The sequence below is a fragment of the Acidovorax sp. FG48 genome, assembly GCF_057809085.1.
This window is the reverse complement of the sequence record NZ_JBMDJH010000003.1, coordinates 38,805-56,035: the sequence shown is the minus strand read 5'-3', so window position 1 is coordinate 56,035 and position 17,231 is coordinate 38,805. Positions and strand designations below refer to the sequence as shown.

Annotated in this window: 9 protein-coding genes; 1 reads left to right on the top strand and 8 read right to left on the bottom strand. The window is 58.1% G+C overall.

Annotation, left to right across the window (positions count from 1 at the left end; translation table 11 throughout):
- Positions 1 to 106: 106 nt before the first annotated feature.
- From ACODSU_RS05120 to ACODSU_RS05095, 6 genes are all read right to left on the bottom strand, one after another.
- Positions 107 to 1,642 (bottom strand): class I SAM-dependent methyltransferase, encoded by a 1,536-nt coding sequence (locus tag ACODSU_RS05120; RefSeq protein ID WP_488840617.1) that lies wholly within the window; start codon positions 1,640 to 1,642, stop codon positions 107 to 109.
- A 716-nt stretch (positions 1,643 to 2,358) separates the two neighbouring features.
- Positions 2,359 to 4,941 (bottom strand): DUF4214 domain-containing protein, encoded by a 2,583-nt coding sequence (locus tag ACODSU_RS05115; protein ID WP_488840615.1) that lies wholly within the window; start codon positions 4,939 to 4,941, stop codon positions 2,359 to 2,361.
- Positions 4,942 to 5,041: 100 nt separating this feature from the next.
- Positions 5,042 to 7,837 carry a glycosyltransferase family 4 protein gene (locus ACODSU_RS05110; protein WP_488840613.1) on the bottom strand — a complete coding sequence of 932 codons (2,796 nt, stop codon included), beginning with the start codon at positions 7,835 to 7,837 and terminating at the stop codon, positions 5,042 to 5,044.
- Positions 7,834 to 9,000, bottom strand: coding sequence for a methyltransferase domain-containing protein (locus ACODSU_RS05105; protein ID WP_488840611.1), 1,167 nt, complete (start codon positions 8,998 to 9,000; stop codon positions 7,834 to 7,836). Before ACODSU_RS05105 ends, ACODSU_RS05110 begins: the two co-directional genes overlap by 4 nt.
- Before the next feature lie 48 nt (positions 9,001 to 9,048).
- Positions 9,049 to 11,154 carry an ABC transporter ATP-binding protein gene (locus ACODSU_RS05100; protein WP_488840609.1) on the bottom strand — a complete coding sequence of 702 codons (2,106 nt, stop codon included), beginning with the start codon at positions 11,152 to 11,154 and terminating at the stop codon, positions 9,049 to 9,051.
- A 2-nt stretch (positions 11,155 to 11,156) separates the two neighbouring features.
- The gene (locus ACODSU_RS05095; protein WP_488840607.1) at positions 11,157 to 11,960 is read right to left on the bottom strand and encodes an ABC transporter permease; all 804 of its coding nucleotides are present in this window, start codon (positions 11,958 to 11,960) and stop codon (positions 11,157 to 11,159) included.
- A gap of 315 nt (positions 11,961 to 12,275) precedes the next feature.
- Here ACODSU_RS05095 and ACODSU_RS05090 point away from each other — a divergent pair, with 315 nt between their 5' ends.
- Positions 12,276 to 15,053: a M12 family metallo-peptidase gene (locus tag ACODSU_RS05090; RefSeq protein WP_488840605.1), complete on the top strand. Its 2,778-nt coding sequence runs from the start codon at positions 12,276 to 12,278 to the stop codon at positions 15,051 to 15,053.
- Positions 15,054 to 15,118: 65 nt separating this feature from the next.
- Here the strand turns inward: ACODSU_RS05090 and ACODSU_RS05085 are convergent, their stop codons facing one another.
- Together ACODSU_RS05085 and ACODSU_RS05080 are read right to left on the bottom strand one after the other, a co-directional pair.
- Complete coding sequence (locus tag ACODSU_RS05085; RefSeq protein WP_488840603.1) at positions 15,119 to 16,300, bottom strand: glycosyltransferase family 4 protein; 1,182 nt, start codon at positions 16,298 to 16,300, stop codon at positions 15,119 to 15,121.
- Positions 16,300 to 17,229, bottom strand: a complete 930-nt coding sequence (locus ACODSU_RS05080; RefSeq protein ID WP_488841012.1) for an NAD-dependent epimerase/dehydratase family protein — start codon at positions 17,227 to 17,229, stop codon at positions 16,300 to 16,302. Before ACODSU_RS05080 ends, ACODSU_RS05085 begins: the two co-directional genes overlap by 1 nt.
- Positions 17,230 to 17,231 lie beyond the last annotated feature (2 nt).

Below are 17,231 nucleotides of genomic sequence, written 5' to 3'. Positions count from 1 at the left end.
TCCATCGCAGCCCAGCCACGCCACCGCGCTGCAGCGGTGAGCGCATATGGCGTAGCATGGCAATTTGTAGGTGCGCGGCATTGCCATGCGTATTGCAAATCGTCATCTACATAATTTGCAAACCAAGCAGTATAGGCAGTTGCTTCTGTGCAAACTGTTGAGCTTGTCGCTCGATTTCTGCCGCATTGTCCTCGGGTGTCTCCACCAATTTCCCGTCTTTAATCACCCGAAGGCCTTGGGCTGCCACCAAATTCCAAGTGAATTGGGCCCATTCGTTCGCATGCTTATAGCCATGTTGCCTTGCAAGCATAAATAATTGACAAAAACGGGACACCCCGACACCACCGCCTGTAACAGGACTCGCCAGATAGTTCAGCCCTTTGTTACCACGCGCCTTGGCTATCAGAAAATTATTGAGGCGATCAGTGCGTTTTTTAGCCTTCGTGATGGATGCGTCATCTTGGGCCGCCATCAAAGCGCCAGTGCCGCTGAGCACCATTACCGCATGCAGAACCTGAGCGAGGCCAATACCAGCGGGTTGCAATGCTCTCTCGATCTGCAGCAGGGACTTAGGTTTATGGTCCTTGAGTTGATCCAAGATAGGTCTGTAGACCGTCTCTTGCATCGTTGCCTCCCCCAAGCTGCCGTTAACTTTGAGGCTTACCTCGTCAGCAGGCTGAGTCAAGATCACACGAAGAGCACGCAATTGTTCTGCTTGTTCTATGGCATCCAGCTGACGCGTACCTTTAACCCAATAATCCTTCCGAAATTGCTGGTTAACACAAAAATCTCGCGCTGTCTGGCGGAACGCTGTGTCTGGAATGCTGGTCAACAGCGCCTGCTGCTCTTTCGTCAGATTGATTGCATCGATTGCATCCAGGTAGTTCGCCGAACACGCCCATTGCAACTTAGCGGGGACTAACCGTCGCGCTATTTGGGCAAAGGTCATGGGCGCCCAGTCTTGATTAAAGTACTCGTGCGCAACGTAGTTGCTATCTTGCTTCTTGATGGTTTGGATGCGCTCCGAAATCTGGGGATTGGCTCGGGCATAAGCCGGATTGACCTCCAACAACTTCTCAGCAAACGCCAACGAGCTTTTTATGCGACTCTCGGTGCCCGCCCCGTCTGCACACAGTACCGCGGCATGCTCGGCCAGCAAGTCACGCATCGGTACCATGGCAGCCCATCCAGGCTGTGTGTTGTAGCTGATATAAAGCACGCCACCCGCCCGGAGCTTACGGCGAATGAAGTCCACGATAACAGCACGGTTTTCGTCTGATATCCAGCTCCAAATACCATGCAGGGCAATGTAATCAAAATCGGGCAAGTCTGCGCGGTGCGCAAACTGCTCAAAAGCCTCGTCGTACAGCTTGGCCCCAGAATCAGCTACCTGCGCTAACCCCTGAGCGAAATTTGCGTGTGCGGGATTAAAGTCAGTACCGGTCCATTGCACCACAGACGCTGCAGCATGCAAATTGACGCTTACGCCCTGCCCAAAACCCAACTCACAGGCAGTGCCTATCTCTGGTGCGACCAACCCAGCGTTCAGAAAAGCCAGACGCACGCGCAAAGGATTTAAATCGCCATAGTAGCCGTAGGTATATCCAATGTCGGCAACGTAGCCGTTTGTCCAGTCGGACATCGCGATCCTTTCAGATAAATGGGATTGATCGTTAATGCTGCCTTGTCGCGTGGCTAGCTCCTGACTTGACAGCTCTGCCTGCCGCGGATGCAGCGAGAGCCCAGCAACGGCTGCCCAGGAAAATATTTCGGTCTTGCGTATCCATTAATGGACTTGCGTGGGTAAACAGAAATATTTTTGCAAAAAATTCCTATTAATTATGCAAACCAGGACTCAATTCAATAACAACTATTCGTAGATGCGACCACGAGATACTCTCCATCAGTCGCAAGGTAGATTCCATATTATGCGAGCCTGTTTACACGATTCTAGTGGGTCAGTGCGGCGCGCTCCACGGTGGAGCGTGCACCAATCCACACCCGCCTGAACCCAATGGTTTGCGTCAGCCCGCATTGTTTGCGGTGAGAAATGAAGGCACGAGGTTGCAAGACCTGAGGGCCGAGCAAGTGCCTGGGCCACGATGATGGTATTCAAGATAGGTACACAGCTTTCTCTATGCACCTTTTTGTCTATATTGCTGCAACGATCTGAGGGATCAAAGTTCGATGTCGGGACTGTGCCAAGCATGTGCTGTCGATTTGCATTACAGCGCTGCTACAGACAACATTATTTTTCAACCGAAAGATAAAAGCCCCGCCCTTTTTTCAAAGGCGGGGCTTTTATTGTTTCAAGCACTTACCACAAGGGTAAATGCTTGTAGGAAGCTACGACGACAATCAAGCGCCGACGGTGATGACACCAGCAGCCACAGTGAAGTTGTCGTATGTACCCACCAGCTTCACCACCGTGTCGTCGGCACCATTGACGACGATGTAAGTGTTACCGTCCACCCAGTTGATGAAGTCCACCGCAGAGGTTGCGTCACCGATAGCTGCATTGACGGCAGTTTCGAGAGAGCCGAACGTGCCAGCCGTAGCAGTAAAGTCGTTGATGGTTGCGGCAGCGGCAGCAATGCTGCTGACATCGATTACATCATTTTGTGCCATGTTGCTGATCGTCGTCACGCGGGTGGTGGGGCCAAACGCGCCGGTGAAGTCAGCAGTATTCGCCAACACCACGGTATCTACCACACTGTCCACACCCACATCCACGCTCACACCCAACCTGCTCACATAAACAGTGTCGCTACCTGTGCCTGTGGACACGGTACCACGGCCACCGATGTTGACGACGTCGTCACCCGTACCCGTTTTGATCGTCAGAGCGTTGTAAGTAGTAAAGAAACCGGTAGCTGCGATGGCATCGGCAAAACCAGCAGTGATAAACAGATTGCCAGTGGCTGCAGAGCCGTCGATCATCGTCAGGCTCGACGCGACATCGGCAATGGCTGTGGTAGCAGCGGCGTTGGTGGTGACATCAACCAAACTGAAGTCGTTAGCACCCGTGATGGTGACGCTCGACATGGTATTGAGCGTGTCGGTCACCGTACCAATGGCATTGACGTCCACACCCTTGACGCCGCCAGAGTTGATGGCAGCAGTATCGGTACCAGTGGTGACGATGGCGTTCAACGAAGCAGCGCCAGTGCCCTTTGCGTCGAAGTTGACATTCAGCTTGTCGGTTGTGCCCGTTGCACCACCCGCCAGGCTTGCAGTCAGAACACCCGGACCTGCAACTGCAGACACATCAACGTTCAGAGCGGTACCGGCCAGCTTGGTGACAGTCACGTTGCCACCCAGGGCAGCCGAAACAGCCAAGGACTGGAAGCTGGACGACGTGAACAGGCTCGCATCGATGATGCGATTGTCACCTGCCAGGTCCATCACTTCAAAGTTCTTGATGTTGTCGCGGTTGCCCACTTCCATCAACAAAGAAGCAATGGTGTCAACACCGTCACCACCGTTCAAAACAGCGGAGGTGCCTACGCCAGCAGAGCCATTGCTCAGCAGGGAGTCGTTACCAGCGCCCAGGTCCACACCGGCCTTGTTGGTCAGCGCAGCACCGTTGGACAGGGTAATGACGTCGGCACCGGAGCCACCAGTCACCTTCACGTCGGCATTGGCCAATTCAATGGTCAGGCCGCCAGTGTTTGCGGATGCGTTGACAGTGGTCAGCTCGTTCACCAAGGCGCCAGCAGACAACGTAGCGCCTGTGGCCACATTCACCGAACCCGAACCGGTCACCGTGAGTGTCTCCACGCCCTTGACGCCACCAGCCAAGTTGGCTCCACCAACAGTACCCAAAGTCAGGTAGTTCTTGCCGTTGGCGTCGATGGTCAGCGCGTTAACGCGGCCAGCAGTTGCCGTAGTTGCCAAGCCAACGTTGGCATAAGTGATAACACCGCTGACCTCGCGGCCTGCATCGCTCAGCGCCAGCTTGGCCGTACCGCCTGCGGCATACACAGCGTCAGCGAACACAACATTCGTGAAGTTACCTGGAGCATTCACGCCGCGAACGCCCACCGTCAGATCGTTTTGAACATCCGTCACGATCACGGGAGCAGCGATCAGAGAGCGATCATTCCAGATCTGCTGCACGCCAGTCCACGCAGCAGCCGACAGAGGTGCCAAGTTGCTGATATTGCGAATGTTCACCACCTCAACGCTGTCCATCTGGACGACTGCTGGCGCAGCAGCACCGATAACGCTCACATTCAACGTGTCAGTACCTGTACCGCCCTTGATAATATCGCCGCTGTTCAAGGTGGACGTCTCGCCCAGAATGTTTGGCGCATTGATGGAGCCCTGGAAAACATCGTTGCCCACGGTACCAGCAACGTTGTCCAAGCCCGTGGTGAGCGTGAACGTTTGGCCAGGATTGGTCGTGCCACCATCCACCATAACCTTCAGAGCTGCGTCGACGGCTGCCTGGGAAGCTGGGGTGCTCGTGTTCACGCTTTTCAGGAAATCACGACCGGCGCTGCGACCGCCATCGGTGCCGTACACCAGAATTTCGTTGGTGGTATCCAGACCAGCAACCCATGCCTTTGCAGAGGCCACCTTGGCGTCGCGCACTGCAACGTCAGCAGCTGCTGCGTTGAAGGCGATGGTGTAAGCGGCCTGCGAGAGCGCCACCGTGCCGTTGTTGATCAGATTTGTCCAGTAGTTCAAGCCAGCTGGCAAAGCGTCGCGACCAAACAGATTCTGGAAAATTTGGTTGACTTGCTGCTCCACCGTCTTACCAGCGAAGAATGCCTGCGACTCAGCCGACTTGAAAAAGTCGTCAATCACCACGGCCAGATTGCCACCAGCCTTGTCCACCAAGTCAGCATAGTAGTCCAGGCCCGATTGTGCTGGTGGACGGCCATAGTAGCCCACGAACATGGTGTAAACCTGGGTGTAGTAGTCGGCTGCTGCCATAAGAAGCTCCTAGTTTCAAAAAAAAGTAAAACGGACCCCGTTACGGCTCACGTCTGTCAGCCTAGGTCTCGGGTGATTCTATAGCACTATTTCGCGGGTTTCACACTGCAAATTGAACGACGTCGCGTTGTTGTCCGGTAACAACATGCACAGAGCCCTTTTGCTGGGCATGAAGGCCATACAGCAGATGCTTAAGGCGCGGGGCCAGTTGCTGAGCGCCCTGCTGATGGGCACGCTGCTGTGCGAGCTGACGCGCCCGAGCAAGGGCCTGAGCGTCTCTCTTATATATATGCAGTGCGCCAGCAATTCCCTGGGCAATGTCTGCCGCGCTAGTTCCGGGCAAGCTATGGGCGACACCCGTTAAGTCTTTAAAGATCGGCAGTGGCGTAGTGGCAATGGCGCTGCCTGTAGCCAGGGCCATGCGCACAGCGGCCGATGCGGATTCTTCTGTGCTTTGGTAGGGAAAAACTACCACCTCAGCCAGGCTGATGAGGGCTGCGCAGTCGGCCTCGGGCAAGAAGCGGGATTCCAGTGTGACATGGTTGCCCAGGCCTAGGCTTTGGATGGCCTGCTGCAGGCGCTGCTGCTCGGCGCCCGAGGCGGCTTCGCTGTACCAGGCGTTGACCATGAGCAGGTGCGCATCGGGGTGGTCGCGCAGGATGGCGGGCATGGCCTGCACCATTTCGAGCAGGCCTTTGTGCGGCATCATGAAGCCGTAGGTGGCCACGATGCGTTTGCCTTGCAGGCCCAAATCTTGGCGGCGCTGGGCCTGCTGGTCGTGTGTAGGCAAGGCCACCGGGTACACCGCGAGTGGAAACCACATGCTGTTGGCTTGCAAACCCCATTGGTGCAAGCGGTGCAGGTCGTCCAGGCTATGCACAATCAGGCGGGCGGCCAGAGCCAGCGCCTGCAGGATGGCTGGGTCCTGCATGTCGTCAGGTGCGCTGCGGGTGTTGTGAAACTCCACAACAACGGCAGTACCCTCGCTGCTAAGCTGCTTTACGAGGCCGGCCAGTGCATGGGGGCTTAAAAAACCCCAGTGGTGCTGGATGACAAACACATCCACCTGCAAGGCCTGTGCTTGCTGCACCAGCGGGGTTATGTCGGCCTGCCCTTGCTGCCAGCAGCGGTGGACAAAGGCTGGGTCGGGCGCCTCGGGGGTTTCGGTGGGGGCCAGCAGGTGCAATTGGGATGGGTTGATGGCGCGCACCATGTGGGCGCTGTAGGCGGCAATGCCACAACGGGTGCCCCAGGTGCTCATCCACCCAATGCGGGGGGGCTGCTGGGGGCCGGGTTGCTGGTTCAGCTGGTCTAGCGCGCTACGGGTTCGCTGCGCTACGCCGGCCCAGGTGCAATGGGTTTTGACATGTTGGCGTGCGGCGTCGGTGCGCTGCTGGATGGTGGCGGCGGGCAGGTGGGGCAGTGTTTCGAGCAACTCCGCCAAGTGCGCGCGGTCGGGCTCGGCCCACAGGGACCCGGGCAGCCCCATGTGGCTTTGGGCTGGCTGCAAGGTGTATCGCAGTGGCCAAGCAGTTTGAGGGGTGCAAAAATCAGTGTGTCCACCCCAGCCCGTGGCAATCACGGGCAAGCCTTGCAGCATGGCTTCGGCAGCGGGCAAACCGAAGCCCTCAGCCCGGCTGGGCAGCACAAATGCCTGGCACGATTGATACAGAGCAACAATCTGCCCAGGCGTCCAGTCTTCTTCGATGAGCTGAACGTTGGGGTAGTCAGGGTCTGCGGCCTGCAGAGCGGCCAAATCTTGCGCAACGGTGTTGTGGGGGTTGGGAAAGGTTTTGATGATCAGCACAACGTCGTGCCAGGCGCGGTAGGCATCCCCATAGGCGCGCAACAACACATCAACGCCTTTGCGCGGAAAGCATGAGGAAATATGCAAGAACCGGTAGCCTTGCTGCAGCGCAGACGGTAGTGCCTGCGGGGGCTCGTGTTCGAGGTGGTCTATGCCATTGCCGACCAATGCTATTGGAGTACTGACACCGGCGTTCTGCAACAGATCGCGCGTTTGGTTGGAGACAACGGTAATAAGGTCTAGCGTGCGGTTGAAGTCTGCCGCGTACTGCGGCGGGAATTCTGTCTCTTCCCAGGCGTAGTTGGCCAGCACGCGCCGTTGGCCCCGCATTTCACGTACCACCGGGGGCCAGGCGTTGCGCAGCGCCACGGCGGGTGGTAACGGCTGGCGGCTTTGCTGCCACATGCGTTCCAAGCGCGCAGGGTCTTCCACGGCCGCGAACTGGGGCTGGGGCTGCTCACCTTGTTCGTAGGTGTACAAGGCCATGGGCGCGCCCGTGTCTTGCAGTGCCATGGCCAGGTGGCGGTTAACGATGGCCAAGCTATAACTGCTGTCAAATACGCCCTCCACCCGCCAGGTGCGCGCAAGATCGGCAGGCTCCCAAAGGATTTGGCCATCCAGGGTGCGACGGCGGGTGGGCGGGTCAGCTGCCAGCTGCACCAGCAGGGCTGCCAGCTCTTGTGCACTGGCACCTGCTGCCGCCAAGCCGCCCTGCTCTTCGGCGTTCCACCCTGCGGATGGGGTCACACCCAGATCCACCACGGTGGGAATGGCCAGGGCGGCCAAGGTGTGGCGGTGCTCCCAAAGACCAAGCGGTAGCAAAGCAGCTTCTGCTTGCGCCAAAGCAGCTGCAGTCGCAGGGTCCGCCAAGTTGTGCAGTGCGCAGACCAGTCCATGAGGCACAGCCGGGGCTGCCCCGGTGTGGTAGACGTGCATTTCGGCTGGCAGGGGCGATAGCTGGGACAGGGCGTTGCACAGGGCCTGCAGCGTGTCTGGCGTGGTGTCGACGGTAGCAAACAGCGCGTAGATGTGGTGCGCCTGGGTAGCCCGGTTGTGCAGGGGCTGCGGCAGGTGGTCAAGAAGGTTCATGGCATGGGCTTGCGAGCAATCAGAGCGTAGTCTTGCTCGGCATACAAGAGTTTGGGCAGCGGCTGCGGCAGGCCGGGGGCTTGCTGCTCGACCGGCCAGGGGCTGCTGCGATGAATGTGGCACTCCACAAAACCCGTGTGCTGCGCCATTTGCAGCAACAGGGGCGGTGGCAATGGACGTTGATGGGTGGGGTCCATCCAGAAACTGTAGGCGGCCACCTGGAGGTTTTCTGGGTTAGGTGTTTCCAGAACGATCATGCCGCCGGGCTGCAGAACACGCCATGCCTCTTGCAGTAGCTGTAGCAGCAATGGCAGAGGAAGGTGCTCTACCACCTGAAAACTGGTGACCAATGCGTAGTGCTCTGAGGGTTGCTGCGCCAGATAGTCAAACAAATCAGCACAGTGCACGTCTGCGCCAGCCGCACGAGCGGGTTGCAGCATGGCGGGATTGCTGTCAACTCCGCTTGAGGGATGGCCTTGGTTTGCCAGCAGTTGCACCCACTCACCCCGCCCACAGCCCAGGTCAAGCGCAGGTGCCCTGGACAAGGCCTGCAGCACAGGGGCCACCAACGCAAGGTATTGAGCTTGGCGCTGAGCAATGTGGCTGACGTCGCCTCGCTGGGTCTCTTCAAAGGCACCGTACCACTGCGCGATCCGCTCATTGACCACCGGCGACATGACCGAACCCGAAGTGGTCGGTTGCTGCTGGTTTGCCGCTTGCCTCTCTGCCTGGAGCAAGCGTCTGCGCAAGTTGGCGTTGTCGCGCTGGAGCTTTTCTTGCTGTTCGCGCAGTTGCCGTATCTGCCTCTCCAGCTGGCGATGTTGGTTGTGCGCAGTTTTGTAGGCGCTGTGCTGCTGGTGCTGCAACGTGCCCAAAGTCTGGGGTAGCTCTTGAAGGGTGCGCAGCAAGACATACAGAGGCACAGTGCCAGGTATCTGACTGACCACCCAGCGCCAGGAATAGCCTCGCGAGCGCCATTCACGCAATGCCAGCACCCACCGACTGGGAGTACCCTTGGGGCCGGGGACGGAACCGGCTGACGCCGCCGATACAGGCGCGACACCATCTAGCCCATGGTGCGGAACCGGCGGGTTCTCACAGAGCTGACGCACCTGGGTAAGAAGCTGATCTGTCTGTACTGTGCTGCTGTAGATGTGGGGCATGGGCGTTTGCGATTTGTGCGGTCTGCAACGCGCGCGATACGGGCGCGATCAGGGACAAGGCTTGATGTCGAGCACCAAGCCTTCGCCTGGCAATGTCCACTGCTGCTGCAGCTGCCAGTGTTCGTTGTAAATAACCACTTGCCCGTCCGTAAGGTCGCGCTGTTGACGCTCTGCCAGCTGGGAAATGCCAACGGCGGTGTGTTGGCCCAGCCGGGTAACACCACGCGGGAAACCACCGGTAGACAACGCAAACCCAGAATCACCCAGCAGGCGCCCCTCCCCGGAAGAGCAGGTCCGCCACTCACCGTCTTGCTGCCAAAGGTTATGCGCCTGCTGCCCCAGAGGGTGGCGCGCGCGGAGCTTCAGATCTGAAAGGTTGAATTCAAGTCTTTCACTGGCGCCGCGGTTATGCGCTAGCAGATGCAACGTGCCAGCAGTGAAGGCGAACGAGTTGAAGTGGTGCACGTCACGCGGCTCGCCCAAAGGCTCACCCAATGGATACCAGGCCTGCCAGCGGCCGTCGGGGTGGCGCAGGGCCACCATATCGTCATGCGAGCAGGTGATCCATAAGGTGCCTTCATGTACGGCGATCTCGTGAATATCGCGCAACGGGAAGGGCGCACACAATGTGTCTAGCAGTTGCAGCTGGCGATTGAACACAAGGATTGCTCCACGCTCTTCGCTCGCAGGCGTGCTGGAGGAAACGAGACGTTGACGTGCGCCCACATAAATGTTTTGCGCATCGACAGCGATGCCGTAGTACAGACCGGCGCCGCGATGCAGGGGCTGGGTGTGGCCGGTGTTTTCATCCAGCCATAGCAACGAGTGCGAAGTGGTCACCAGCAGGCCGCGCCCTGCACTGCCCGCCAGCAAAGGGCGCTGGATGTCCACACGCGGATGCAGGTGGCACAAACCATTCCAGTGAATGTCGTCCAGGTTAGTAACCACCTGGAACGCCCATGCATCCTGTGCGCGGGCAATGGAGTCGGCCACCGCTCCACCAATGAGCCCGCCTTGGGCCACGCCCGCAGTGAAGGTGTAGTCGCCTGTGATCAACGGCACATCAAAGGTGTAGCGCACCTCGACCTGCTCACCTGGCTGCACAGGACCAATCTTTTGGTGCATGCCATGGGTGTGGGTCATGAAGACGGCCTCACCCCGCCGGTCGCGGATCTGGAAACCGACATGAGGGTCGCTGAAAGCTTGGTCAAACTGCACGACCACGCGAGCAGTGACCTGGGAACCGCTGATAACGCTGTGAGCGGGACCACCTGCGCTGGTGAGTTGCACGCTGGTGATGGCGACACCACTGTGACTGTACGAGCCTACGCTGCCTCCAAGCGGGGCGGCGGCTTGACCGACATTTGCGATACCGGGTGTTGGGCTGGCCGCTGTTCCAGTGATGGTAACGGGCAGCGCGCCCGTGCCCGAGCGCGATGCAATGAGGGCGTTGTATAGGTCAATGACTTGGCGCGGGTTGCCATCCAGTGCCACTCGCCCTCCATCAATCAGGATGGCGCGATTGCACAGGGTGTATACGGTGGCCGCCGAATGCGAGACGAAAAGCAAGGTCGTGCCCTGCTGCAAAAAACTGCGGATACGTTCAAAGCACTTTTGCTGGAAAAACACATCGCCTACCGCCAATGCTTCGTCCACGATCAAAATATCAGGCCGCAAAGCAGTCGCAACGCTGAAGGCCAAGCGAACCTGCATGCCACTGGAGTAGGTACGTACAGGCTGATCAATATAGTCACCAATCTCCGCAAATGCTTCGATCTCGGCCATCTTGCCTTGCAGCTCTTGGGCGGTCATACCAGCCAGCAGCCCGGACATATGAACGTTCTGGCGCCCAGTGAAGTCCCCCTGAAAACCCATGCCCAGTTCCAGCAGAGCGGCAACGCGCCCCTGCAACTGGATGTCGCCTGTAGTGGGACGCATCACACCAGCAATGAGCTTCAGCAACGTGCTTTTGCCCGCGCCATTGACACCAATGATGCCCACAGCCTCACCAGGCTGTATGTGAAAGTTGATGTCCTGCAGCACCCAATGCGGCTGATGGTGCACGCCCATGCCCAGCCATTCAAGAATGCGCGCGGACTTTTTTGCGTAGCGCTTGTAGGCCTTACCCAAATGATTGACGTGGATGTGTCCCATGGTCAGAGCTCATCGGCCATTTCACCACCCAGGTCACGGTGAATTTTGTAGCCCAAGAAAATACAGAGCATTGCGAGCAGCCCGGTCCAAGCAAGGCCCTGAAAGGCCTGCGCTGAAGGAATGCGCGCGTAAAGAATCACGCTCTGGTAATGCTCCACCAGCACAGTCATAGGGTTCAATCCAATGACAGTCTGAGCCCACGGGGGCAACATATTGAGCGGATAGACGATGGGCGTGAGCCAAAACAAAAACTGAAACACGATACCCACAAGGTGGCCGACATCACGAAAGTAGACATTAACCACTCCAAGCAACACCCCCAACCCCAAGGACAACAACACTTGAACGGAGAGGGCTGGCATGGCCGCCAATAACACCGCACCCGGCCAGTTGCCTGAAATGAGCAAAAAAGCAAGAAACAACCCGGCAATCACGACGAAGTTGAAGCTTGAGACGCCCATGGCAATCAAGGGCAGGCAAATACGAGGAAATTGCGCTTTTTTAATAAGCCCCGCTTGGGCAACAAAGGTGCCGGTCAAGCGGCTGACTGAGTCACTGAAATACAGCCAAGGCAGCAGGCCTGCACACAGGTAAATGCTGTACGAAAAAGCAGAGTCCACTCCTGCCAAGCGGTTCTTGAACAAGCTGGAAAAAATAACGGTGTGCACCGTCAGCAGCGCCAAAGGCCCCAAGAACAGCCACGCCACACCAAATAAAGAGCCTTGATATTGGCCTTGGATTTGCCGCGCCGTGCTGGTGACGATGAAGCTGCGATAGCGAAAAATGTCGGCTAGAAGGCCAGGCACGAAGACTCCTGGTTCGAGGTGTTAGGCAAGAAATGGAAAACGCCGCCGAACAGGCACGGCGCGTTGTGGTCAGCCGACTGGACGCCTCGGCAAAGCCTTTGATCTTAGCAGGATACCAACTGCCCATTGCGCCCAGGGCAAGCATCCGCTGCGCCGCACAGCCAAAGCATCCACGCCATTTGGAACATTTTGTATAAAGTGTGAAAGATGGCACGACTTGTATACGAGAGGCGCGAATACCAGCAAAAACAGGCAGATGCGCACGCAATCCTAGCGGTTACAGTGTGCGCTAATACAACCAGCGGGAGTGAGATGATGAGTTTTGTATCTTTTCGCAAAGGGCTGGCCGCTTGCCTACTGGGCGTTGCGGCTATGACGCCAGCCGTTGCACAAACCGTTTTGGGTTTACCTACCGCCCAGGAGGCTGGCGCTGATCTGAGGCAGGCGTTGTCTGTGCCTGTTGGAGGCTCGCTGCGTATCGAACGGCTGCCGCTGGGCGATCAGGCAGCGGATGGGGTGAGCGTAGAACTCCGCCGCACCAACACGGGCGATACACCGCCTCTGCTGGTGGTGCATTCAAGTAATGGGGTAAGTGTTACGCGTCCACCGCTGCGTGCGCATTTCACCGGCCAGCTGGTTGGAGACCCTCAAAGTAGTGTGTTTGTGTCTGTGGACAGTCAGGGCTCCATGCGCAGTATCGTTCGCCGTGGTGCAGATGTTTTTGTGGGGGAGTTGCTGGCTCCAGCAGCCTCGGGAGAGCAGGGAACGGCTCGGACGACCACCTCGCGGCCGAGTTCGCGTCGTGTTGACTTTTACGCCGACGCACCGAATAGGCCGTTCTCTTGCGGCGTGACCAGCGAATTTATTCAGAAAAACTACGTCGCCCCATCTGCCGCGTTGATAGATAACCTGCGCCGAAATCATGAGCGTGCAAGCACGCCAGCAGCTGGCACGCAGACGGCGCAAGCTGTGGGACCGCAAAGGCGGGCCGACATAATCATCGAAACTGACTACGAGCTGCTACAGCTCCTTGGCAGCACTAGCGCCGTGTATGCCTATGTCACCGATTTATTCGGCTACGTAAGTTCGCAGTATCAGAGCGAAGTGGGTGCACGCCTAAACATCACCCAGGTCAATCTATACACGAGCAGCGCGTCCGCCCCTTGGAGCAGTACAACCAGTGGAGATACGTTACTGGGAGAGCTGCGAAACTACTGGAATGCCTCGGGGCGCATTGAGCAATCTCGTCACCACGTTCACCTGCTGAGTGGGCGCAACACTGGCGGGGGCGTCGCTTACCTGAACACGCTTGGCAGCGCCCAGAAACAATACGCATATGGCGTCAGCGGCAACATCGAAGGGAGCTTTTCCCCCAGCAACCCCAAGGTGGTCTGGGATGCTGTAGTCATCGCACATGAAATCGGCCACGCCTTTGGGAGCGATCACACCCACAACTACGACAACCCTTACCTAGGATCTAATCAAGGCGGTGCAATTGACTGCTGTTACTCAGAGGACAGCGGCCAATGTGTTGTTCAGTTGGGGGGCACCTACCGATATGGGGTGTTTCCGGGTTCCAACTCCACCTTTGGCGGAAGTCCAGGTGTTGGTGCAGGCACGATCATGAGCTACTGCCATACCTTGCAGCCCGGAATGTCGAATATCAGCTTTAACTTCGGCACGAACCACACTCGTGGTGTCAATCCTTGGCGAGTAGCCAACGTGCTGCAGAGTAGCGCTCAAACGTATCTCCCTCTGGATAACACGCAGCAAAACTACGCTTTGTCTGTAACAAACCAAGGCACAGGCACTGGAACCGTAAGCAGCTCACCATCAGGCATCAGTTGCGGAAGCACCTGCTCTGCCAGCTTTGCAGCAGGTACGGCCGTCACGCTGACTGCGCAGGCTGCTACCGGGAGCATTTTTAGCGGCTGGGGTGGTGCCTGCGCGGGCTCGAGCAACACTTGCAGCGTTAGCGTGGATAGTGCCCGTAGCGTGACAGCGAACTTCGCAACGGAAGTCACTACACGCACGGTAACGTTGGCCAAGTCGGGTAATGGTACGGGTAGCGTGACTAGCAGCCCCACGGGACTTTCATGCGCCATGGATTGCAATGGTGCGTCGGGTAACTTCTCAAAAACCACCAACATTAGCCTGGCAGCCCTGGCCAGCAGCGGTAGCACCTTTGCGGGCTGGGGTGGTGCTTGCAGCGGCACAGGCAGCTGCACGATTGCTGCGGGTACCGGCAGCGCGAGTGTGACGGCCAATTTCGCCACGTCAGCCAGCACGCGCCTGGTGACGCTCACCAAAGAAGGTAGCGGCAGCGGTAGCGTGACGAGTACGCCGACCGGCTTGAGCTGCACCGTAGATTGCGGCAGCACTTCGGCTAATTTTGCGAGCACTACCGCCGTCACACTGATAGCCCAGGCAAGCAACGGCAGCACCTTTACGGGCTGGAGTGGTGCCTGCAGCGGCACCGGTAGTTGCACTATCGCAGCGGGTGCAAGCAGCGCTGACGTAAAAGCCAACTTCAGTGGCGGCACTAGCAGTTACACCCAGCAAGTGGTGACGATGTTCACCGGCTATTTTGGTCGTCCCGCTGGAGCCAGTGGTTTGACCTATTACGAAAATCAGCTTGCGCAAAGCGGGGGCAACTATCGTATTCTGGTGGACGACTTCTACAAGTCGGCAGAGTCTCAGGGCATTTACGGGGGCGCGACTGTTCCGAGTCAGATTACGCAGGTATTCCAGCAACTGTTCAGTCGCCAACCACAAGATTCAGGCCTGACGTATTGGACGCAGCAGGTGAATCTGGGGGTTATTTCTGTACCCGAGATTGCTTATACGGTGGCCTACAATGCGGCTGCAGCGGACACCGAGGTTCTCAATGCCAAGCGGCGTGCCGCACTGGCGTTCACCCAGGCCTTGGCGGCCAACGCGCAGTATGCCAATGCATACGCCCTGAGCTTGTCGGTGGGCCGTTTGTACTTGGGCTGTGTCAGCGGCACGGCAACAGCCGACGCAGCGATCACCAAACTGCCGACGACCATGATCAACCTGGCGGCAGGCATCAAGACTTACAGTTGCCCTTAACCCCCCCTGACAGGTGCTGCTGTGCCCGAGCCCCCTCATCGAGGGGGCTTTTCTTTTGAAGATTCTTAGCCGGTTTTTTGCTGGAGACGCCGGTAAACCTGAACCGTTTGCTCGACGCAGCGTTGCCAACTGAATTGGGCCGAGCGCCGCAAACCTGCCTCACTGGCCTGCATGCGCCATGGGTCATCCTGTAGGACGCGGACTATGGCCCGAGCAAGAGCCGCCTCATCTTCGGGGTGGATCTGGAGTCCGGTCGATCCAATGACCTCGGGCAATGAAGAGCAGTTTGAGGTTACTACCGGCACGCCACTGGCCATTGCTTCAAGTACAGGCAAGCCAAAGCCTTCGTACAGCGAGGGATATACAAAAACCCTGGCGCCTGCGTAAAGCGCGGGGAGGTCGGCTTGGCTGACGTAGCGCAGGTATCGCAGCCAGCCCGCGCTTGCAGCGCGCGCCATGCGCTGATGGGTGTGCTCGGAGCGCCAGCCAGAACCGCCTGCCAGAACCAGCGGGAAGCGCTGACGCAGTACCTGAGGTAAGGATTCGTAGGCAGTGAGGAGGCGATCGAGGTTTTTGCGCGGCTCGATGGTGCCAACGTACAAGCTGTAGCCGTTGGGCTGCAAGTCCCACTGGGCGATGTGAGCGCTGGCCTCTTCAGGGGTGTGCGGCCTGAAGGCAGGGCTGGCTCCCAGAGGGATGGCCGTGATGCGCTCGGCTGGATAGCCATAGTGGTCCACCAGTTCTTGGCGAACAGACTCGGCATCTGTGATGAGATGATCCGCCCTTCGCAGGCAGCCCGGCAGAGCCCGACGCATGTAATCGATGCGGGCGGCCGGATGGAACTGCGGATGAAGATGGTGGGACAGGTCGTGGATGGTGGCGACCGTGCGCCCCGGGAAAGGTGGCAAAAAATAATTAGGTGAATGGTAGATAGCGCCTTGCTCTGCGCGCAATTGCCATCGCTGCAAATGCGGAATGAGGGCGTGATAGACACGCACAGCCGCACGGTTGCCCGCCAAGCGGGTGCGCAAGCTAGGTCGCGATGCAGCTGCATGCACACCGCCCCCACTCTCCGCTGCCAGCAAATTTTGCAGTGGCACCCAACCTTTGAGGACGAAATAGCGTACCTGATCAATCGCGGGATGTTCGGGTAGTCCGCGTGCCAGCTCCAACGCATAACGGCCTATGCCTGTAAGTGGCGCGTTGATGCTGTCAGCACCGAGGATCAGATCGATTCTGGAGGACATCACGACGAAGGCGTCTCCAGCATCCAGCGCAGGGTGTCTGACAAGGGTGGGCAGCCCCAGTCAGCGCCAACCAGCGTACGCAGGTACGCGGGGTTGCCGAGCAGGTTTTTGACCTCATTGGCGCGCACCAGTGCAGGGTTGACTTGCACTTGTAGTGTGTGCCCCGTGATCTGCTCGGCCATGGCAAGAATGCTGCGCAAGCTATGGCTGCGGCCGGAGCAGACATTGACAGTGGCGCCAGCGATGTCCTGCACTTCAAGCAGACGACAATAGGCATCGGCTACGGCACGGACATCGGAGAAATCACGCGACACATCCAGGTTACCGAGCTCAATGGTGGCTGCACGGCGCCGGAAATGGGCAACGATTTTGGGCAGCAAGAAGTCTGTGGACTGCCCCACACCGGTGTAATTGAAGGGGCGCACTACGGTGATAGGTAAGCGTGTAGCCCACAAATGTGCCATGTGTTCCATGGCAAGCTTGCTCACTGCGTAGTCATTGGCGGGATGTGCTGGAGTCGTTTCGTCCAGCATGCCTTCGACCTGGTTGCCGTACACATTGGCGCTACTGACCAACAATACGCGGGCTGGAGTTTGGGGTAGTGCGGCCAATGCGGCCAGTAGATGGCGCGTGCCTAGCAAATTGACGCGATAAAAGGCGTCTGCATCTCCATGACCCACAAAGGCAATAGCAGCCAGATGGATAACGGCATAGGGTTGCGCCAGAGCTACAGCCTGGGTCAGTGCGCTGCTGTCTGCTAAATCGGCCTGCACGTAATGTGCTGGGTTCACGGTGGCGGGCGCGGGTTGTACGCCCAGACCCCATACTTCCCAGCCGCGTTGCTGGAGAGCAGCCTGCAAATAGCGCCCGGTAAAACCACCCAAACCCGTTACCAAAACACGCCGCTGGGGCGTTGAAGCATGCTCCATGT

Coding starts and splice junctions, on each gene's coding strand:
- ACODSU_RS05120 (WP_488840617.1), bottom strand. CDS start 1,642: ATGTCCGACTGGACAAACGGCTACGTTGCCGACATTGGATATACCTAC.
- ACODSU_RS05115 (WP_488840615.1), bottom strand. CDS start 4,941: ATGGCAGCAGCCGACTACTACACCCAGGTTTACACCATGTTCGTGGGC.
- ACODSU_RS05110 (WP_488840613.1), bottom strand. CDS start 7,837: ATGAACCTTCTTGACCACCTGCCGCAGCCCCTGCACAACCGGGCTACC.
- ACODSU_RS05105 (WP_488840611.1), bottom strand. CDS start 9,000: ATGCCCCACATCTACAGCAGCACAGTACAGACAGATCAGCTTCTTACC.
- ACODSU_RS05100 (WP_488840609.1), bottom strand. CDS start 11,154: ATGGGACACATCCACGTCAATCATTTGGGTAAGGCCTACAAGCGCTAC.
- ACODSU_RS05090 (WP_488840605.1), top strand. CDS start 12,276: ATGAGTTTTGTATCTTTTCGCAAAGGGCTGGCCGCTTGCCTACTGGGC.
- ACODSU_RS05085 (WP_488840603.1), bottom strand. CDS start 16,300: ATGTCCTCCAGAATCGATCTGATCCTCGGTGCTGACAGCATCAACGCG.
- ACODSU_RS05080 (WP_488841012.1), bottom strand. CDS start 17,229: ATGGAGCATGCTTCAACGCCCCAGCGGCGTGTTTTGGTAACGGGTTTG.